21 protein-coding genes are annotated in these 20,193 nt (G+C 52.6%); 19 read left to right on the plus strand and 2 right to left on the minus strand.

All coding sequences use genetic code 11. The features are described from left to right. Positions 1-27 precede the first annotated feature (27 nt). Positions 28-1,098, minus strand: a complete 1,071-nt coding sequence (locus tag KDX31_05185) for a GGDEF domain-containing protein (protein UTW05307.1) — start codon at positions 1,096-1,098, stop codon at positions 28-30. Between the two features lie 453 nt (positions 1,099-1,551). On the opposite strand from KDX31_05185, the gene urtA reads away from it, so the two are divergent. The 13 genes from urtA (at position 1,552) to KDX31_05250 (ending at position 13,163) form a co-directional block, all read left to right on the plus strand. Next, entirely contained in the window at positions 1,552-2,838 is a 1,287-nt protein-coding gene (gene urtA, locus KDX31_05190; protein ID UTW04404.1) for an urea ABC transporter substrate-binding protein, read from the plus strand. A gap of 182 nt (positions 2,839-3,020) precedes the next feature. Continuing rightward, positions 3,021-4,628: an urea ABC transporter permease subunit UrtB gene (urtB, locus tag KDX31_05195; protein UTW04405.1), complete on the plus strand. Its 1,608-nt coding sequence runs from the start codon at positions 3,021-3,023 to the stop codon at positions 4,626-4,628. After that, complete coding sequence (gene urtC / locus KDX31_05200; GenBank protein ID UTW04406.1) at positions 4,625-5,827, plus strand: urea ABC transporter permease subunit UrtC; 1,203 nt, start codon at positions 4,625-4,627, stop codon at positions 5,825-5,827. The genes urtB and urtC overlap by 4 nt, the downstream gene beginning before the upstream one ends. Continuing rightward, positions 5,824-6,657, plus strand: a complete 834-nt coding sequence (gene urtD, locus KDX31_05205; GenBank protein UTW04407.1) for an urea ABC transporter ATP-binding protein UrtD — start codon at positions 5,824-5,826, stop codon at positions 6,655-6,657. The genes urtC and urtD overlap by 4 nt, the downstream gene beginning before the upstream one ends. Beyond that, the gene (gene urtE, locus KDX31_05210; protein ID UTW04408.1) at positions 6,654-7,349 is read left to right on the plus strand and encodes an urea ABC transporter ATP-binding subunit UrtE; all 696 of its coding nucleotides are present in this window, start codon (positions 6,654-6,656) and stop codon (positions 7,347-7,349) included. The genes urtD and urtE overlap by 4 nt, the downstream gene beginning before the upstream one ends. Positions 7,350-7,352: 3 nt before the next feature. Then, positions 7,353-8,267: an urease accessory protein UreD gene (locus KDX31_05215; GenBank protein ID UTW04409.1), complete on the plus strand. Its 915-nt coding sequence runs from the start codon at positions 7,353-7,355 to the stop codon at positions 8,265-8,267. A 64-nt stretch (positions 8,268-8,331) separates the two neighbouring features. Then, positions 8,332-8,634, plus strand: coding sequence for an urease subunit gamma (ureA, locus tag KDX31_05220; GenBank protein UTW04410.1), 303 nt, complete (start codon positions 8,332-8,334; stop codon positions 8,632-8,634). 12 nt (positions 8,635-8,646) lie between these two features. Then, positions 8,647-8,973 carry an urease subunit beta gene (locus tag KDX31_05225; GenBank protein UTW04411.1) on the plus strand — a complete coding sequence of 109 codons (327 nt, stop codon included), beginning with the start codon at positions 8,647-8,649 and terminating at the stop codon, positions 8,971-8,973. After that, entirely contained in the window at positions 8,970-10,676 is a 1,707-nt protein-coding gene (ureC, locus tag KDX31_05230; GenBank protein ID UTW04412.1) for an urease subunit alpha, read from the plus strand. The genes KDX31_05225 and ureC overlap by 4 nt, the downstream gene beginning before the upstream one ends. Before the next feature lie 35 nt (positions 10,677-10,711). Beyond that, a complete protein-coding gene (ureE, locus tag KDX31_05235) occupies positions 10,712-11,158 on the plus strand; it encodes an urease accessory protein UreE (GenBank protein UTW04413.1) in 447 nt (148 codons plus the stop codon). After that, positions 11,136-11,816: an urease accessory protein UreF gene (locus KDX31_05240; GenBank protein UTW04414.1), complete on the plus strand. Its 681-nt coding sequence runs from the start codon at positions 11,136-11,138 to the stop codon at positions 11,814-11,816. Before ureE ends, KDX31_05240 begins: the two co-directional genes overlap by 23 nt. A 38-nt stretch (positions 11,817-11,854) precedes the next feature. Next, entirely contained in the window at positions 11,855-12,526 is a 672-nt protein-coding gene (gene ureG, locus KDX31_05245; GenBank protein UTW04415.1) for an urease accessory protein UreG, read from the plus strand. A gap of 34 nt (positions 12,527-12,560) precedes the next feature. After that, a complete protein-coding gene (locus KDX31_05250; GenBank protein ID UTW04416.1) occupies positions 12,561-13,163 on the plus strand; it encodes a HupE/UreJ family protein in 603 nt (200 codons plus the stop codon). A 71-nt stretch (positions 13,164-13,234) separates the two neighbouring features. On the opposite strand, the gene KDX31_05255 is transcribed toward KDX31_05250, so the two are convergent. Then, positions 13,235-14,170 (minus strand): LysR family transcriptional regulator, encoded by a 936-nt coding sequence (locus tag KDX31_05255; GenBank protein ID UTW04417.1) that lies wholly within the window; start codon positions 14,168-14,170, stop codon positions 13,235-13,237. Positions 14,171-14,331: 161 nt separating this feature from the next. On the opposite strand from KDX31_05255, the gene KDX31_05260 reads away from it, so the two are divergent. The 6 genes from KDX31_05260 (at position 14,332) to KDX31_05285 (ending at position 20,179) form a co-directional block, all read left to right on the plus strand. Further along, complete coding sequence (locus KDX31_05260) at positions 14,332-14,892, plus strand: TRAP transporter small permease subunit (GenBank protein UTW04418.1); 561 nt, start codon at positions 14,332-14,334, stop codon at positions 14,890-14,892. Beyond that, positions 14,885-16,183 carry a TRAP transporter large permease gene (locus KDX31_05265; protein UTW04419.1) on the plus strand — a complete coding sequence of 433 codons (1,299 nt, stop codon included), beginning with the start codon at positions 14,885-14,887 and terminating at the stop codon, positions 16,181-16,183. The genes KDX31_05260 and KDX31_05265 overlap by 8 nt, the downstream gene beginning before the upstream one ends. Positions 16,184-16,250: 67 nt before the next feature. Continuing rightward, on the plus strand, positions 16,251-17,252 hold the full coding sequence (gene dctP / locus KDX31_05270; GenBank protein UTW04420.1) for a TRAP transporter substrate-binding protein DctP: 1,002 nt from the start codon (positions 16,251-16,253) through the stop codon (positions 17,250-17,252). Positions 17,253-17,323: 71 nt separating this feature from the next. Beyond that, positions 17,324-18,454: an FAD-binding oxidoreductase gene (locus KDX31_05275; GenBank protein ID UTW04421.1), complete on the plus strand. Its 1,131-nt coding sequence runs from the start codon at positions 17,324-17,326 to the stop codon at positions 18,452-18,454. After that, on the plus strand, positions 18,432-18,752 hold the full coding sequence (locus KDX31_05280; GenBank protein ID UTW04422.1) for a (2Fe-2S)-binding protein: 321 nt from the start codon (positions 18,432-18,434) through the stop codon (positions 18,750-18,752). The genes KDX31_05275 and KDX31_05280 overlap by 23 nt, the downstream gene beginning before the upstream one ends. Next, on the plus strand, positions 18,749-20,179 hold the full coding sequence (locus KDX31_05285; protein ID UTW04423.1) for an FAD-dependent oxidoreductase: 1,431 nt from the start codon (positions 18,749-18,751) through the stop codon (positions 20,177-20,179). The genes KDX31_05280 and KDX31_05285 overlap by 4 nt, the downstream gene beginning before the upstream one ends. Positions 20,180-20,193: the final 14 nt, after the last annotated feature.

The raw sequence follows: 20,193 nt of genomic DNA on the forward strand, positions 1-20,193 counted from the left end.
CTGCTTTCCAGACTGCTTTCTCCGCCGTCAGGTTATTATCCGGGATCCTTTCAACGTCTTAGCCTGGTACATTTTTTTATCTGCGATAGTAATCATTTCATCCAGACTCATGTGCTGTTCGGGCCCGGTTTCCACAACACCCATACTCAGCGAAAAGTCAGGATAAACTTCGGCAAAGCTGGCCACAATTCGTTCAGCGACCGATTGCGCAGACTGGGTTTCTGCATCGGGCAACATAATGCAGAACTCATCGCCGCCATAGCGGCAAGGGACATCAGATTCCCGAACATGCTGTCTGATGCACTCTGAAATAACTTTTAATACCTCGTCCCCTTTCAGGTGGCCGTGCTGATCATTAACCTGTTTAAAGTTATCTATATCGAAGTAAATCAGGGAAAAAGAAGCCTTACGTCGGGCAACCGAACTCAGCAGAATACCGGCAAGTTCACGCATCGCTCGCTGATTATTGATACCCGTCAGAGGGTCTTTTTTAGCCAGCTCCTCCAGCTGGACAGTGCGTTCTGAAACTTTGACCTCAAGGCTATTGGCATACATCTCGGTTTTCTTCTTAGCCAGTTCCAGCTCTGAAATCATGCTGGAAATATAGGTATCAAATACCAGCGTTGTATCGAAATAAAATAACTTGTCCAGGGCCTCTTTTGTCTCCACGAGGACGTCAGTATCCACAACAGAGTTATCGAGCACATCAAAGAGAATCAGTTTCAGTGAACTAATCGCACTCAGATAGAGTTTCGGTTCAACCCCAATCCGCTTATGGACCATACCGATACGTAACCGGTTATTGACATAAGTACTGTCGTACTGGCCTGAAAACAGATCAAGAATATACTGATGCTGAGCGCCTTTCAGCCGGTTTAAGGTATCCACATCACCGATCAGTACAGCGATTTCATCGATTGCCAGCTGAGAAATATAAAATCGCTCAACAATTGAGTCGATTTGTGAGTTGATAAGCGGAAGTACGTCTTTAAGCAGTTCAAAGTGGCTGAGGGACAGTGCTGCAAGTTCCAGCCTGCTCTGAATCTCTGCATCACTAATCTTCATTTGATCCAAAAGCGTTTGATGTGTCCGAAGCATCTTTTTACCCCAGCTGCTGATTTCCATTCAACCAAGACTTTCCTTTCAGAGTCTCGAGCGGCAATAACCTGTTTAATGAATACCATAGTAATTTAGTCAAGTAAAATTGCTTGATAGCAGTACTCAGGATGAGGAGCGAAAGGATTCCCTCCTCAGATTCTCTATCACCAAATCCAGATCGCTTGTGTCGAACCACGAGCGACGGCTTTTCAGCCTTTTCTAGCAAGCGAAGCGTCTAACACCTAGCTACTTCTTTGCTGTCCCTCATTCCTGGCTACTAGCGACTTCTTTGTCGTCCCCTATACGTCATTTGACGTATAGGGGTGCGTCAATCACCCCATACCTTCATTGAGCGCTATTTCTAATAATGGTTTGGTCAATAACAGATTCCCGGGATAAAAATCCGGCCCGGCCTAAAAGAATCGAAACTTAACCTCAAGAAGGGAAATAGATATGAAGATCAAACATCTGGTTTCAGGTATTGCTCTGTCTATGGGCGCCAGTGTGCTGAGTGTCAGCGCTTTGGCGGCTGATACGATCAAAGTGGGTGTGCTGCACTCTCTGTCCGGCACTATGGCGATCAGTGAGACAACCCTGAAAGACACCGTTCTGATGATGGTTGAAGAGCAGAATAAGAAAGGCGGTCTGCTGGGCAAGAAGCTCGAAGCTGTGGTGGTTGACCCGGCGTCTAACTGGCCGCTGTTTGCTGAGAAAACCCGTGAGCTGCTGACCAAGGATGAGGTTGATGTCATTTTCGGCTGCTGGACCTCCGTTTCCCGTAAGTCTGCACTGCCGGTTCTGGAAGAACTGAACGGACTGATGTTCTACCCGGTTCAGTACGAAGGCGAAGAGTCGTCTAAAAACGTATTCTATACAGGTGCTGCGCCAAACCAGCAGGCGATTCCTGCGGTTGACTACCTGATGAACGATCTGGGTGTGACACGCTGGGTGCTGGCGGGGACCGACTATGTTTATCCGCGTACCACCAATAAAATCCTCGAAGCGTACCTGAAAGCTAAAGGCGTGGCTGAAGCCGATATCATGATCAACTACACGCCGTTCGGTCATTCCGACTGGCAGTCCATCGTCTCTGATATCAAGGGCTTCGGTGCGGCAGGTAAGAAGACCGCGGTAGTGTCTACGATTAATGGTGACGCTAACATTCCTTTCTACAAAGAGCTGGGTAACCAGGGCATCTCTTCTGAAGATATTCCGGTGGTCGCATTCTCAGTCGGTGAGGAAGAACTGTCGGGTCTCGACACTAAACCTCTGGTGGGGCATCTGGCGGCCTGGAACTATTTCCAGAGCGTAGAGAGCGATGCTAACACGGCCTTTATCGCTAAGTGGAAAGAGTTTACCGGTAATCCTAAGCGTGTCACCAACGATCCAATGGAAGCCACCTACATCGGTTTCAAGATGTGGACTCAGGCGGTTGAAAAAGCCGGGTCGACTGATGTTGATGCGGTTGAGCAGGCGATGATCGGCCAGGAAACTGAGAACCTGACAGGCGGCATGGCGTACATGAATAAGAACCACCACCTGAGCAAGCCGGTACTGATCGGTGAAATTCAGGATGATGGTCAGCTTGAAGTTGTCTGGGAAACTGAAGGCGTTGTTCCGGGTGATGCATGGTCTGACTTCCTGCCAGGCTCTAAGGATCTGATCGCTGACTGGACGGCTCCGACCGCTTGCGGTAACTACAACACCGTAACCAAGACCTGTTCTGGTCAGAACTATTAATTAGAACTATTAAATAGAGCTTTGAATCAGAACCCGTAATCGGGACTGGTAATCACCGGTTCCTCAGGTTTTGAAAAGCAGGCTTCTCAGGAAGCCTGCGCCAGCAAACGGCAAACCTATTCAGGTGTCGCACATTAGCCATTTAAATAGGTTTGCCAGCCCCATCCGGACGGAGAATTCCTGTGAGATATTTTAAAGCGATCTGCGGCTGCCTGCTGGGTTTGCTGATCAGCACCAGCGTACTGGCAGAGTCGCCCTCTGAGGCACAGCTGCCGCTGCTAAAGGAGCTGACCGAGGTGAAACTGAGTAAGGCGTTGCCGGTACTGGAACAGCTGGAGCAGACCGACGGTGCCGATCTGTTGCCGTTGTTCAGGACTATGCTGGCCGGTAGTCTTTACTATGTAAAAGCTGACCGGCGGCTGATCGCTGAACGCGAAGAGCAGGGTGTAAGCCGATACTCTGACATGTTTACCGGCGAAGCGCTGACCGGTCTGAGCAACAAGCAGGTTAAGAAGATCAAGGTTAATAATAAGCTGCGGGGGTATCTGCGCGAAGCGATTGCCCGTATGCAACTGCATAATCCCAGTTCAGAAGTGCGCCGGGATGCCGTTCGCTCACTGTTCTCTGATCTGGATACGAATACGATTGAGCTGATTCGTGCGGCCCGTCTCGATGAGCAGAGTCGCTCGGTTCAGGAAGTGATGGATGTTGCGCTGGCACTCTACCGTGCCCGGCATTCTCAGGAAGCGACAGAACGCTTGCAGGCTGTGAAAGCGATGCAGGAGAGTCTGGAGCCCGAGGTGCGTAATATGCTCACCACACTGGCGCAGAATGATGATTCCCGCAGTGTACGTAAAGCGGCCCAAAGCGGGCTTGATAAAATTGCTCAGCAGTCTGAGATGTACGGTTTTATCAATCAGCTGTTTTTCGGCCTCAGCCTGGGCTCGGTGCTGCTGCTGGCGGCGATCGGGCTGGCGATCACCTTTGGCGTGATGGGCGTTATTAATATGGCTCACGGCGAGATGATCATGCTGGGGGCCTATACCACCTACGTGGTGCAGCTGATGCTGCCGAATATGATTGAATACTCCCTCTGGATCGCGGTGCCGCTGGCCTTTATGGTGTCCGGTCTGGCGGGGATTCTGATCGAACGCCTGGTGATCCGGCATCTGCATGGGCGGCCGCTGGAAACCCTGTTGGCGACCTTCGGTATCAGCCTGATATTGCAGCAATTGGTACGTACGGTGTTCTCTCCCCTTAACCGTCAGGTGGCGACACCCGACTGGATGAGTGGCTCTATCGAGATCAATCCGCTGCTTAGTCTGACCCTGAACCGTCTGTATATTGTCGCCTTTGCCCTGCTGGTGTTCATGATTCTGTTAATCGTGCTGAAGAAAACCTCGCTGGGCCTGAATGTACGCGCCGTGTCACAGAACCGTGATATGGCCAAAGCGATGGGTATCCGCACCGACCGGGTGGATGCGATGACCTTCGGTCTGGGATCGGGTATTGCCGGTATTGCCGGTGTGGCCCTGAGTCAGTTGACTAATGTCGGCCCGAATCTGGGGCAGGCGTATATCATCGATTCCTTTATGGTGGTGGTGTTCGGTGGGGTCGGCAACCTCTGGGGTACGCTGGTGGCCGCCTTTACCCTGGGTATCGCCAACAAGTTTATCGAGCCGGTTACCGGAGCGGTGCTGGCCAGTATTCTGGTATTGGTATTTATCATTCTGTTTATTCAGAAACGACCTAAAGGGCTGTTTCCGCAGAAAGGGAGGGCGGCAGAATGAGCACCTTTATAGACAAGTTCACCCGTTTTTCCCGGCTTAACGGCGATAGCAAGGTGGCTCCTTTTGTGGTGGTCCTGCTGGCGGTGACGGTGCTGGCGTCTGCCAGTAATCTGCTGATGCCATCGGACTCGGTGTTTTATGTGTCCACCTATACCATCACCCTGTTAGGCAAGTATCTGTGTTATGCCATGCTGGCGCTGGCGGTAGATGTTATCTGGGGCTACTGCGGTATTCTCAGTCTGGGTCACGGGGCCTTCTTCGCCCTGGGTGGCTATGCCATGGGTATGTATCTGATGCGTCAGATCGGTGATCGCGGCGTCTACGGTAACCCGGAACTGCCCGATTTTATGGTGTTTCTCAACTGGAATGAACTGCCCTGGTTCTGGCAGGGGATGGATCAGTTCTGGATCGCCATGCTGATGGTCTTGCTGGTGCCGGGTATTCTGGCGTATCTGTTTGGCTGGCTGGCGTTCCGCTCCCGGGTCACCGGCGTGTATCTGTCGATCATGACGCAGGCGCTGACCTACGCACTGCTGCTGGCGTTCTTCCGCAATGAGATGGGCTTTGGTGGCAATAACGGTCTGACCGACTTTAAAGATATTCTCGGCTTTGATCTGCAATCCGATAACACCCGGGTCTCCCTGTTCATTATTACCGCGTTGCTGTTGTGCGGCCTGCTGATACTGAGTAAGAAGATCATGCAGACCCGTTTCGGTAAGGTGATCGTGGCGATCCGCGATGGTGAAAGCCGGGCGCGCTTTATCGGTTACCGCACGGAAAACTACAAGGTCTGGCTGTTTGTCTATTCGGCGATGATTGCCGGGATTGCCGGCGCACTGTATGTGCCCCAGGTAGGCATTATCAACCCGGGCGAATTCTCCCCGATCAATTCGATTGAGATCGTTATCTGGGTGGCGGTTGGCGGTCGTGGCACCCTGATTGGCGCGATCATCGGCGCGATTCTGGTGAACTACGCGAAAACGAAATTTACCGCCATTATGCCGGATGGCTGGCTGTTTGCGCTGGGCGCGATGTTTGTACTGGTGACCCTCTATCTGCCAAAAGGTCTGATGGGACTGTTTGCCCAACTTAAAGATCAGCAACACAAAAAACAGCAGTTAAAAGGGCCGCACCTGAATTCAGATAAAGCGGCTGTGAATATCACTGCGAATGAAACAACAGAGGAGGGCCGCGCATGAGCTTACTCGAAACCACCCGTGAAGTGATGCGTCGGGATCAGGTCTGGCCCTTCCTGCAGGATCATGAACAGCAGGTGGATATCTCGCATCAGGTATTGCTCTATGTTGAAGGACTGAATCTCAGTTTCGATGGTTTTAAGGCATTGAATGACCTGAACCTGTATATCAATGATGGCGAGCTGCGTTGCCTGATCGGTGCCAACGGTGCCGGTAAAACCACCCTGATGGATGTGATTACCGGTAAAACCCGGTGCGATAGCGGCATGGTGTATTTCGGTCAGTCGATCAATCTGCTGGATAAAGATGAAGCTGAGATCGCTCAGTTGGGCATCGGCCGTAAGTTTCAGAAACCGACCGTGTTTGAGGCGCACACGGTGATGGATAATCTGGAACTGTCACTGAAGAGTAATAAGTCGGTGATGCCGACGTTGCTGGCGACGCTGACCAGTGAGGAGTATGACTTTATTGATGAAGTGCTGGAAACCATCGGCCTGAAGGGCGAGCGGATGATGCTGGCGGGCTCTCTGTCCCACGGGCAGAAGCAGTGGCTGGAGATCGGTATGCTGCTGATGGCTAACCCGCGATTATTGCTGGTGGATGAGCCGGTGGCCGGGATGACGGTGCAGGAGGGTGAACGCACCGCCGAACTGCTGACTTCACTGGCTGGCGAGCGCACCGTGGTGGTGGTCGAGCATGATATGGAGTTTGTCCGCAGTATCGCCCGCACCGTGACGGTATTGCATCAGGGGTCGGTGCTGGCCGAGGGCAGCATGGATGAGATCCAGAATAACCCCGATGTGATCGAAGTGTATCTGGGAGAAGCGCCATGATCAGTATTAAAAATGTGAATCAGTTTTATGGTGGCACGCAGATTCTCTGGGATCTGAATCTGGATATTAAGCCGGGTTCCTGTACCTGTATTATGGGCCGCAACGGGGTGGGTAAAACCACGCTGTTGAAGTGCATTATGGGGTTACTGCCGGTCAGCAGTGGTGAGATTCTGCTGGAGGGCGAAGCGCTGCAGAAGAAAAAAGCGGAGTATCGTGCACCTTCCGGTATCGGTTATGTCCCGCAGGGGCGGGATATCTTCCCGTTGCTGACAGTGGAAGAGAATCTCAAGGTGGGGCTGCCAATCCGTAAGGATGGTGCAAAAGAGATTCCGGAAAAGATCTTCGAGCTGTTTCCGGTATTGAAAGAGATGCTGCAGCGTCGTGGTGGTGACCTCTCCGGCGGTCAGCAACAGCAACTGGCGATTGGCCGGGCGCTGGTGCTGGAACCGAAAGTACTGATTCTGGATGAACCGAACGAAGGTATTCAGCCGAATATTGTTAAACAGATAGGAGATGTTATTCTGAAGCTCAATAAGGAGGAGGGGCTGACGGTGATTCTGATCGAGCAGAAGCTGGGCTTCGCTCGCCGGGTTGGCGAGGAGTTTCGCTTAATGGAGCGCGGTCGGGTGGTCGCCAGCGACCGGATGGATAACCTGAGTGAGGAGCTGATCCGCCAGTATCTGGCGGTGTAAATTATGACCAGCCTGTCTCAACCGCCACAACGCTTACCGGAAACGCCACAGCAGAAGGCGGCTCTGGCCTGGAACGCCGAACTGTATTTGCAGTTTGGCCGCACGGCCCGGGGCTCGGTACTACAACGCGCTGAACATCAGGGGCCACTCTATGTGCAGAAAGCGTTTTATCCCGAAGGGCCGGATCTGGCCCAGGTCTACCTGTTACACCCTCCCGGCGGCCTGGTATCGGGCGACCGTCTGCAGATCACTGTCGATTGCAATGACGACAGCCACGCACTACTGACCACACCAGGCGCGGGCCGGGTTTACCGGGCGCGACCGGATCGTAGCCTGCAGCACCAGACCAATACTCTTAATGCTGGCCGCGGCAGCTCTATCGAGTGGCTGCCGCTGGAAACGATTCTTTATCCTGATGCCTGCACACGACTGGATACCCATGTAAATCTGGCGGATAACGCCCGCTTCATTGGCTGGGAGATCACCAGTCTCGGGATGCCCAATCAGAATCTGCCGTTTGCGACCGGCAATCTTTCCCAGACCCTGCAGATCAACCGTAATGAACGGATTTTGCTGCGCGAACGGCTGCAGATAGATGACCGGAGCCGGGCGTTACTGCAGGGCAGTGCCGGGTTGCGGGGTAATCCGGTGACCGGTCTGATGGTGGCCGGACCATTTACCATGGCCGACACACAAACCACAGAACCGCTGATTGATGCACTGATACAACAACTGCGTCAGCTGACCGATGACTGTGATGCGCTGGCGGCGGTGAGCCTGACCGGTGAGTTCATAACGATTCGCTATCTGGGTAACCAGACCGATCAGGCGATGAAACTGTTTATTCGTTGCTGGCAGGCGATCCGGCCCCGGCTACTCGGGCGCGAGGCGTGCGAGCCCCGTATCTGGGCGACCTGAACAGGCAACTGAATCTTAACAGCGCTCATCCTGTGAGCGCGAAGAACGAGATAAGGGATAGAGTATGGAACTGCTTCCAAGAGAGAAAGACAAACTACTGGTTTTTACCGCAGCCCTGCTGGCCGAACGTCGCCTTAACCGGGGCCTTAAACTGAACTACCCGGAAGCGATGGCCTATCTGACCATGGAGATCATGGAGGGCGCCCGGGACGGTAAGACCGTTGCCGAGCTGATGGGCTATGGCAAAACCCTGTTGAGTGCAGACCAGGTGATGCCGGGCGTGGTTGAGCTGATCCATGAAGTTCAGGTGGAAGCCACCTTCCCCGATGGCACCAAGCTGGTGACTGTCCATAACCCGATTTGCTGAGAGGACAACACTATGATTCCCGGAGAGATTCAGCCTGGCAAGGGCGATATCCAGCTAAACGAGGGACGTAAAACCATCACCCTGCGGGTGGAAAACCGCGGTGATCGTCCGGTGCAGATCGGCTCCCACTACCATTTTTTTGAGGTTAATCCCGCGCTGGAGTTTGAGCGTGACAAAGCCCGCGGCTATCGTCTGAATATCGCCTCCGGTACGGCGGTTCGCTTTGAACCGGGGCAGGGACGCGAAGTCGAGCTGGTGGAGTATGCCGGCAGTCGCACCGTGTATGGTTTTCGTGGTGAGGTGATGGGTCAACTGGATGCCGGGGAGGATACCGTATGAGTAAGATGGATCGCACAGCGTATGCACAGATGTTTGGCCCCACCACCGGTGATCGGGTGCGGCTGGGGGACACTGAACTCTGGATCGAAGTAGAACAAGATTTCACCACCTATGGCGACGAAGTTAAGTTCGGCGGCGGCAAGGTGATCCGCGATGGTATGGGGCAGAGCCAGTGCAGCAACGATATTGCCGTCGATCTGGTCATCACCAACGCCCTGGTGCTGGATCACTGGGGCATCGTTAAAGGTGATGTGGGCATTCGTCAGGGGCGCATCTTTAAGGTGGGTAAAGCGGGTAACCCGGACACCCAGGACAATGTTGATATCGTTATCGGGCCGGGCACCGAAGTGATCGCCGGAGAGGGCAGTATTCTCACCGCCGGTGGAATCGACGCCCATATCCATTTCATCTGTCCGCAACAGATTGAAGAGGCGCTGATGTCCGGGGTGACCACCATGATTGGTGGTGGTACCGGCCCGGCAACCGGCACTAATGCCACTACCTGTACACCGGGACCCTGGTATATCGGTAAGATGCTGCAGGCGACCGATTCAATGCCGATGAACCTCGGTTTTCTCGGCAAGGGCAACGGCAGCCTGCCGGAGCCGCTTGAGGAACAGCTGGAAGCGGGGGCCTGTGGCCTGAAACTGCATGAGGACTGGGGCACCACCCCGGCCTCGATCGATAACTGTCTCTCTGTGGCTGACCGGTATGATGTACAGGTGGCGATCCATACCGATACCCTGAATGAATCCGGTTTTGTCGATGATACTCTGGCGGCGTTTAAAGACCGGGTGATCCATACCTATCACACAGAAGGTGCCGGTGGTGGTCATGCGCCGGATATTATCCGTGCCTGCGCTTATCCCAATGTCTTGCCCTCATCGACTAACCCGACCCGTCCCTACACCCGTAACACGGTGGATGAGCATCTGGATATGCTGATGGTGTGTCACCATCTGGACAGCAATATCCCCGAAGATGTGGCATTTGCCGATTCCCGCATCCGTAAAGAGACCATTGCTGCGGAGGATATTTTCCATGACCGCGGCGCGTTTAGCATGATCTCGTCGGATTCTCAGGCGATGGGACGGGTTGGCGAAGTAGTCACCCGTACCTGGCAGACAGCCCATAAAATGAAAACGCAGTTTGGTCTGCTGCCAGAAGACGAAGAACTGGGCTGCGATAACTTCCGTGCCCGCCGCTATATCGCTAAATATACGATCAATCCGGCCATCGCTCACGGTATCTCTCACGAGGTAGGCTCGATTGAACCGGGCAAACTGGCGGATCTGGTGTTATGGAAACCGGCTTTCTTCGGCGTTAAGCCCTCGCTGATTATCAAGGGAGGGATGATCGCTGCGGCCCCGATGGGGGATCCGAATGCCTCTATTCCAACCCCGCAGCCAGTGCACTACCGACCGATGTTTGGCTCATTCGGTCAGGCGCCGGCGAAAACGTCGGTGACCTTCGTGTCCGCTGCGGCACTGGAAAAAGATATCGGTGGGCAACTGGGACTGAATCGTCGCTTAGTGGCCTGCGCCAATACCCGCAATATCGGTAAGAAAGATATGCTGCACAACGACTGGATGCCGGTGATTACGGTTGATCCGCAGACCTATGAGGTGCGTGCGGATGGCGAACTGCTGACCTGCGAACCGGCTGAGGTGCTGCCATTGGCGCAACTGTACAATTTATTCTGAAGGTTTTTATAGGCCTGTTTTGTTAAGGAAAAGTGATGCTGGAAGTCTATGAACGTTTAGGGGATCACTGTCACGGCGTGGTGTATACCACCGTGGTGCTGAGCCATGAACAGCGTGATCGTGGCCGGTTAAAACTGACCGGCGAAAATGGTGAAGAGGTGCGTTTGTTTCTGGAACGGGGCAAACCGTTGCAGGTGGGGGAATATCTCAAAACCACCTGTGGTAAATATGTTCAGGTTGAAGGCGCGGTTGAGCCGGTGACCTATGCCGCGTGTGACGACTGGCATACCTTTGCCCGGGCCTGTTACCACCTGGGTAACCGCCATGTGAAACTGCAGGTTGGAGACCGCTGGCTGCGGATGCAACCGGATCATGTACTGGAGGAGATGCTGGAACTGTTGGGTCTGTCACTGACCCATGAGGAAGCCATATTTGTACCGGAATCGGGAGCCTACAGTAATGGCGGCCATCACCACCACTGATACAGCCCTGTTACGGCTGATGCAGCTGAGTAGTGTCAGTCTGCCGGTCGGCGGCTACGCCTTCTCTCAGGGGCTGGAGTTTGCTATCGAGCGCGGCTGGATCAGCAACTCACAGCAGGTGTCTGAGTGGCTGGAGCAACAGCTGCTCTATTCGGTTGCCCAGACTGATCTGCCGCTGTTGCGACTGGCGATGACCGCCGCTGAAGCGCAGCAGCAGAAACAACTGCAACACTGCAATGATCTGGCGCTGGCCTGCCGTGAAACCCGCGAACTCAGGTTGACGGACAGTGCGATGGGGGAGGCAATGAACCGGTTGATGGTGAGTCTGGCGGTGCCACAGCCGTTACCGACATCCGGGGGACTGAGTTTTGTGGTGCTGTTTGGTATCGCCGCGCAACACTGGCAGATCGGTTATCCAACCGCTGCTCTGGGGTTCCTCTGGTCATGGTTAGAAAATCAGGTCGCCGCTGCCACTAAGCTGGTGCCGCTGGGACAGACCCAGGCGCAGCAGCTGCTGGGCGAACTGCAGCCGTTGCTGCCTGAGGCAATTAGCCGGGCAGAACAGGTAGAAGAAGATGAGATTGGCAGTGGCCTGCAGGGACTGGCGATCGCCAGTGCTGGTCATGAAACACAATATTCAAGATTATTCCGCTCCTGATCGAATCAGGCGGAAAGGTAGCATTCAGGAGAGTTACGTTGAGCTCAGAAATAAGTACACAGACAGTAAAACCAAAACAGACGCTGCGCATCGGTGTCGGCGGTCCGGTCGGTTCGGGTAAAACAGCCCTGCTACGCTCACTCTGTTCAGCGATGCGGGAGCATTACGATATCGCCGTGGTCACCAACGATATCTATACCCAGGAAGATGCTAAGTTCCTGACGCAACATGAAGCGCTGGATGCCGACCGGATCATCGGTGTGGAGACCGGCGGTTGTCCGCATACCGCGATTCGTGAAGATGCCTCGATGAATCTGGCGGCGATCGATCAGCTGATCGCTCGTCATGGTGAGCTGGATGTGGTGTTTGTCGAGAGTGGTGGTGACAACCTCAGCGCAACGTTTAGTCCGGAGCTGTCGGATCTGACGATCTACGTGATCGATGTCTCTGCCGGCGACAAGATTCCCCGTAAAGGCGGTCCGGGCATTACCCGTTCCGATCTGCTGATCATCAATAAGACCGATCTGGCACCGCTGGTGGGTGCCTCCCTTGAAGTGATGGATGTGGATGCCAAACGGATGCGTGGTGAGCGGCCTTTTGTGTTTTCAAACCTGAAGAAAGCCGAGGGGCTGCAGCAGATTATCGACTTTATCGTGTCCGAAGGGATGCTGGAAGCGAAGCAACTGCCGCCAGTGAAGGCCGTTGTTTAACAGTTAATAGTTAATAGTTTTTAAGGAGCACATAATGAATAAACGCAATCAGTTACGTCTGCTAACCCTTGGCGGTGCACTGGCTCCGTTGTCAGCGATGGCGCATACCGGGCATGAAGTCGCCGGTTTTTTCCAGGGATTAGTGCATCCGCTGTCGGGTGCGGATCACCTGTTGGTGATGCTGGCGGTGGGACTGCTGGCCGTGGGCCAGACCGGTGAAAAAGCCCGTGACATGACCCGCCGGACCCGTATTGCCGTTCCCGCAGCATTTTTGCTGGCGATGGTGGCCGGCACGCTGTTGGCGATTGCCGGACTGGCGGTTCCCTTCGTTGAGCAGGGGATTGTGGTATCTGTCATTGCTGCCGGTGGACTGCTGGCACTGGCGGTGCGCTTTTCGCTGGTGGCCGGAGTCGCGGTAGCCTCAGTTTTTGCATTGTTCCACGGACTGGCCCACGGCGCTGAACTACCACTGGCAGCTCAGCCGGTGGCTTATATTGCCGGTTTCCTGATCACCACTTCAGCATTACTGGTTGCGGGTACCCGCCTCGGACAACTGGCTGACAGCTACAGCATGGGCCTGATCTCCCGTCTTGCCGGTGTTGCCGTTGCCGCCTTTGGTGTGTTGGCGGCGGTTTAAAATGAATTGTCCCCGGTAGGAATCTTAGCTGCCGGGGGCTTCACATCGGAGCTTCTATTCTAATAGGGGTCTTATAGTTTTCGCTTAGCTAATATTTTGAACAGGTTATCGGACCCCTCAGCCAGCTCAGTTAAACGGCTTTTTAGCAGCTTACAAAAATCTAACGCTAGCTGCGAAACTGGACGGGTAGCCGGGTATATCAGATTATATTTAAAGGGTATTGAGATAGAGAAGGGTTTTACTACAAGGCCCTGCTTGATAAAACTCAGGGCGGTCACCGGATCAACCAGAGAAACCCCTGAACCTGAAAGTACATAACTACAGGCGATATGGGATACCTGAGTATCAAATAGCATTTTTCTTTTTACCTCCGCATTCTCGAAAGCATCATCTACTTTGTAACGATGCTCTGTTCCTAGCGAAATAAAAACATCATCTTTAAGATCCAACGGTTCGATGAGTTCTTTATTCTCAAGAGGGTGCCCGGGAGGCAGTATACAGACCAGCTCGCTGCGCGCCAGTAATTCTGTTTTTATGGATGGGTCTGATACGGCAATGGCAGCAAAACCTATATCGAAATGTTCGGTAGAAATCCAGTCTGCGACCTGTTGAGAGCTACGGACCTGCAGAGTCATCGAAACTCCCTGATTCAGTTCCATAAACTCTCGGGAAACCTGTGGTAAAAACGCCTGAGCAAGGGCTGGCATACAAGCTATTCGCAGCGTTCCCCGATGAAATGTCCTTAACTCCTCTGCAGTACGAGCCAGCTTTTCGATACCGACGAAGGATCGTTCTACCTCTTCAAACAGGATTAGCGCTTCCGGTGTGGGAACCAATCTTTTTTTCAATCGATCAAACAGCGGCACCTTCACCGAGTCTTCAAAATCACTTAATAGCCTACTAACTGCAGGCTGTGAAATAAAAAGTATTTCTGCCGCGCCTGTTGTGGTGCCAGCAATCATTACCGCGCGGAATGCCTCGACCTGCCTGAAACTTAACTGAGCCATAAATGATAGTCTCCTGAGTGATCTGTAATATAACACCATGTTATCAAGTATGTAATATTCATGATTTGATATTATTTGTTCGATTTATGATCATGTAACTACACCATTAAGGGTGCTTTTCAGGAGGCACTATTTATGAGCTCCGACAAGAGATAATAATTATGGAGACATTGTTTAGGTACACTTTGGCGATATTGATCAGTACGGTTGCAGGGATGCAGTTCGTGCAGGTAATAACCCGCTATGTGTTCGAGACGCCTATTATGGGGCTTGAAGAAATAGCTGTTATTCCGACCTTATGGCTTTATATTCTCGGTGCAGTCAATGCTTCCCGGGAAGACACACAGATCCGGGCGAATGTGCTCGAAATTTTCCTTAAAACAGAACGGGCACGGCATATTTTGCTAGTCGTTTCTGAGTCTGTCAGTCTGGTTATTTCAAGCTGGCTTACCTATTGGGCCTGGGATTACTTCCAATATGCAATGCGGGTCTCGAAAGAGACCCCGACCCTCTACTTACCAACACTTATCTATGAATCGGCTCTGTTTATCGGTCTGTTGCTGATGACGCTTTATGTTCTGATGCATCTGTTCAGGCATGTTCGGGTTTTGCTGGCAGGCGGAGCTGAAGTCGATAAATTGATTGATCATGAGCATCCTCATACGGATGAACTTGATGAGTTCCAGTTGCTGTCACCGAAGGAGGATCGTAACAATGGTTGAGATAGCACTGTTAGCGTTTGCCGTATTAGTTATTCTGCTGAGCCTAGGTGTGCCACTGCCATACTGTTTTGGTGCAGGTTTGATGGTGATGGCTCTGATTGGCGAAGCCACTTTCAAGGGCATGATGCTGTGGGGTTTTAGTCAACTGACCAATCCAGTACTGCTGGCGATCCCACTGTTTGTTTTTGCTGGCACGATTATGAGTGTCAGTGGTATCGCCGCGAGTTTGCTGAAGTTTGTAAACGTTTTTGTGGGACGCATTCGGGGTGGACTGGGGGTTGTCGCTTCCATTAGCTGTGCCATTATCGGGGCGATCTCCGGTAGTGGCCTGACAGGTATTGCGGCGATCGGACCACTGCTGATTCCTGAAATGGAGCGCAAGGGATATCCCCGCGCTTATGCGACAGCATTGATTGCTAACTCTTCCATTCTGGGGCTGCTAATCCCACCCAGTGTCACCATGATTGTGTATGGCTGGGTCACTGAAACCTCTATTCTGGCGAGCTTTTTGGCAACGCTGGGGCCGGGCCTGCTGATCATGCTTAACTTTGCCATCGTCAATCTGGTTATGGCGCGAAAGTTTCCACTGGTGATGGATGACAAGGCCTCTTTTAGCGAGACAGTTAAGCTGGCGGGAAATAACACCGTCCATGCGATTCCGGCGCTGCTTATGCCGGTGATTATTCTTGGCGGTATTTACGGTGGCATTATGACGCCGACCGAAGCTGCTGCGGTCGCCGTAATCTACGCGCTACCAGTCGGTTTTATGATCTATAAGGGGCTGACCTGGAAAAAGTTTCTTGAAGCCGGAAAGGAGTCTGCTACAGCGGTCGGGGCCATTCTGATTATGATTCTGTTCAGCTTGATGCTGAGTCAGATCTTCGTCATGGAAGATATTCCTCAGGCACTGGTTGAATCAATCTTTGAGCTGACTCAGGACAAAACAACCCTGCTGATTCTGGTAACCCTGTTTCTCTTCGCCATCGGAATGGTGGTAAATGATATCACCGCAATCATTCTGACCGCACCGTTGCTGATGCCACTGATGAACGCGCTGGGGGTCAGCCCAATTCAGTTTGCTGCAATTATGGGGGTGACCACTGCGATGGGGGGCGTGACGCCGCCGTATGCCAGCATCCTCTATCTGGGTGCCCGGATCGGTAATGTGAAATTTACCGAGGTGATTAAGCCCGCCATGATTTTGCTGCTGTTCGGTTATCTGCCGGTGGTGGTGATGGTGCTGGTCTGGCCTGAGCTATCCGAATATATCCCTGCGATGTTGGGTTACTAATCAGATTAAACGTTAAACATAAACCATTTCATAGTCCGGTGGGACAAAAACAAAAATGAGGAAAGTCATGTTTACTTCACTGTCTAAAAAGCTTGTTCTGGCCGCTTCTTTATCGCTGGCTACTCTGGGTGTAGCTGAAGCTGCAACCCTAAAACTGTCCCATGTTCGCCCTCAGGGAACGGCGATTGATAAGGATGCAGCACAGTTTGCCGAAGCAGTTAAAGCGGCAACCGATGGCAAGCTTAAAGTTAAGCTGTACCCGGCAAACGCTCTGGGTGACTACACCGTTGTTCAGGAACGTGTGGGGTTGGGAGCCGTGGATATGGCGGTTCAGCCAATCGCATCCAGCGTTGATAAGCGTTTCCAGATCGTTTCTTTACCCTATATGGCTCAGGACTGGGCGGACGCACAAAAGAAATTCGGCCCCGGTTCTGTGATGCGAAATACGGTCTCTGATCTGTATAAACAGCAGGGCATCAAGGTGTTGGGTGCGTGGCCTGTTTATTTTGGTGGTGTTGCGCTGAACAAAGATGTTGAGGGTGCTGCGGATGCCGATGTCAGCAAAGCCGCGAAAGTACGTGTACCACCGATCAAGGTATTCCAGTTATTGGCGGATAATCTGGGTTATATCGGTTCACCCCTGCCGTTTTCCGAAGCGTTTACCGCGGTTCAGACCGGCGTTGTTGATGGCGTAATTGGTTCGGGTGCTGAGGGTTACTACGCTTCTTTTCGTGATGTGACTAAATACTATGTGCCTATCAATACTCACTTCGAAGTCTGGTATCTGTTGATTAACGAAGAGCGCTTCAATGATCTTAAAGCTGATCAGCAGCAGGCTGTTGCTCAGGCGGCTCTTGAGTTTGAAAACCGTCGTTGGGAAACCGCAGAAAAAGATCAGGCTGCCAACGAACAGCGTCTGGTTGATGCTGGCGCAACGATCGTTAAGGTGACGCCGGAACAATTGGCAGCGACTGCTGCAAAGGTTAAGCAGAACGTATGGCCGGAAATTGTGAACGATATCGGTAAAGAGTGGGCAGACAAGATTCTGAAAGCCGCAATGGCTGAATAAAATAGCACCTTCGGTCAGGTGATCGCCTGGCCGTTTTTACTGATAAATCCCCTTTGTATTGGAGAAGGCATATGACGGAGAGTGTGCGGCTAAACCGTGGCAGCTCTGACGTAGCTGTCATTGGTGGTGGCCTGGTTGGGCTTTGTATCGCATTGGGTATTCAACGGCAGGGGCAGCAGGTCACTGTTTATGATGAAGGCGATATCGCTTTGCGTGCATCACGGGGCAATTTTGGATTGGTTTGGGTGCAGGGGAAAGGCGATAACCTTCCTGCCTATGCCCGGATTACCCGCCTTTCGGCTAAGCTCTGGGGTGGTTTGGCAGAAGATCTGACTCAACATACCGGCATTGATATTCAGCTGCAGCAACGGGGAGGCCTGTTTGTCTGTCTGAGTGAGTCTGAATTGAACAGCAGGCAACAGATGTTGGAAAAAATGGCAGCGGAACATCCACAGGGCTACCCCTTCGACGTACTTGATCTGCAGCAGTTGCGGGAACTGATCCCGGAGATCGGACCGGAAGTAGCAGGCGCAACTTGGGGGCCAGAAGATGGTCATGTTAACCCGCTCTATCTGATGCGGGCGCTGGTTAGTCGGTTTGAGTTACTCGGTGGCAAGCTGGTCAGTGCCGGTCAGGTCAGAAATATTATATCGCAGCAGAGTCAGTTTGTACTGCAGTCTGAACAGGGTGATTTTAGTTGCAATAAAGTAGTACTGGCAGCGGGTTTGGGTAATAAATATCTGGGGCCGATGGTTGGCATAGACGCGCCGGTTTTTCCCAACCGGGGGCAGGTTCTGATTGCTGAAAGAGTACGGCCCTTTTTAAATTACCCCACGGGTCATGTACGTCAGACTGAAGAGGGCACCGTTCAGTGCGGCGACTCAAAAGAGGATGTCGGTTTTGACACCGGTACAACAACGGATGTACTGGCACAGATTGCTCACCGTGCAACAACGATGTTTCCTCTGTTGAAAGATGTGAACCTGATCCGTTCCTGGGGCGCTTTGCGCATCATGACCCCGGATGGCAATCCTATCTATCAGCAGTCGGAACAATACCCCGGGGCGTATCTGGTTACCTGCCACAGCGGTGTCACCCTGGCGGCTGCACATAGTGGCCCTATTGCTGACTGGATTGCGACGGGCAGCACTGACCACGCTATAGATTTGGAGAAGTTTCATGGCAGCAGATTTAAGTTTTAACCGCTTGCCCTGTAATGAGAGGGCTGAGATTGAGATTACTGTAGAGGGGCAAACAGTGATTGCTCTGGAAGGTGAAACTGTTGCCGCTGCAGTTATGTATGCAGGCCTCAGACCCACTCGTACGACACCGGTAAGTGGCTCCGGCAGAGCGCCCTATTGCATGATGGGCGTCTGTTTCGAATGTCTTATGAATATTGATGGTAAACCCAATACTCAGGCCTGTATGACGGAGGTCCATAAAGGGATGGTAATCAGTGTTCAGCAGGGGGCCCGAGAGGTAGGCGGAGACAGCATATGACAGGTTTAGAGCAATATGATCTGGTGATTATCGGTGCCGGGCCTGCGGGCATGGCCGCTGCCCGGGAAGCGGGTGAAGCCGGACTCAATACCCTGATATTGGATGAACAACCCCGGGCGGGTGGACAGATATACAGAAATATTGGTCGGCCAATACTGCGCGATCGTTCGATTCTGGGCAACGATTACTATGTAGGTGAGTCGCTTTTAGCGGGATTAACTCACTCGTTGGTGACTCATATCGTCAATGCTACGGTATGGGAAGTGACCGCAGATAACACTCTGTACTATTCAGCAGAAGGGGTTAGTCGCCAGGTTCGTTTCAAAAAATTACTGCTGGCGACCGGGGCACAGGAGCGTCCGGTACCCTTTGATGGCTGGACACTGCCTGGTGTGATGACCTGTGGGGCAGCGCAGATATTATTGAAATCGTCTGGTCTGACTCCGGCAGAGCCGCTGGTGATAGCTGGCAGCGGTCCGCTGTTATTGTTGATCGCCTGCCAACTGATCAGAACCGATGCCAGAATCGAAGCTATTGTAGACACGACACCGGCCTGTAATTACGGACAGGCGTTTAAGGAGATCGGTGGCGCGATCAAAGGCTGGCGTTATCTGCTTAAAGGGATGCGGATGCTCAACGAAGTCCGCCGTAGTGGAGTTAAATACTACAAGAGTGCAACTGAATTACGTGCTGAACCGGGAGGTGACGGTAATCTTGCGTCGGTCAGTTTTCGCAAGGGCAATATTCTGCATCAACTGGACTGCAAAACATTACTGGTTCATCAGGGGGTAGTTCCTAATACTCAGTTGGGCCGGGCGATCGGACTGGAACACCAATGGGATGAAGTGCAGCAGTGCTGGAAGCCGACCCTCTCTGAAAATGGTTGCAGCAGCCATCCGGATATCTTTATTGCCGGAGACTCTGCCGGTATTGGAGGCGCAATGGTCGCTGAGATTCAGGGGCGCCTTGTTGCCAGGTGGATCGTGCATCAATTAGGTGGGACAGAGAGACGTGATCCGGGGATAGATTCTTTGCGAAAAGAACTGATTGATCAGCTCGCGATACGTCCTTTTCTGGATCACCTTTACCGTCCTCTGGATATGTTCCTGAAGCCGCAAGGGGAAACTATTGTTTGCCGGTGTGAAGAAGTTAGTGCCGCTGAAATTCGGGGGCTTGTAAAACAGGGTTGTATCGGACCGAACCAGACCAAGGCCTTTTGTCGTTCGGGTATGGGGCCTTGTCAGGGACGCCAGTGCGGTGCAACAGTGACTACCTTACTGGCAGATGAACTGGGTAAAAGCCCTGTAGAGGTTGGCTATTACAATATCCGCTTCCCTATTAAACCGGTTTCATTAGGTGAGCTGGCTGGTCTTAATCAGACGCGCTCTGTTAAGGCACAGACAGATCAGACTACCGCTAGAAATTAATAAAACTGAAGAGT

Source organism: Amphritea atlantica (assembly GCA_024397875.1).
GTDB lineage: Bacteria > Pseudomonadota > Gammaproteobacteria > Pseudomonadales > Balneatricaceae > Amphritea > Amphritea atlantica_B.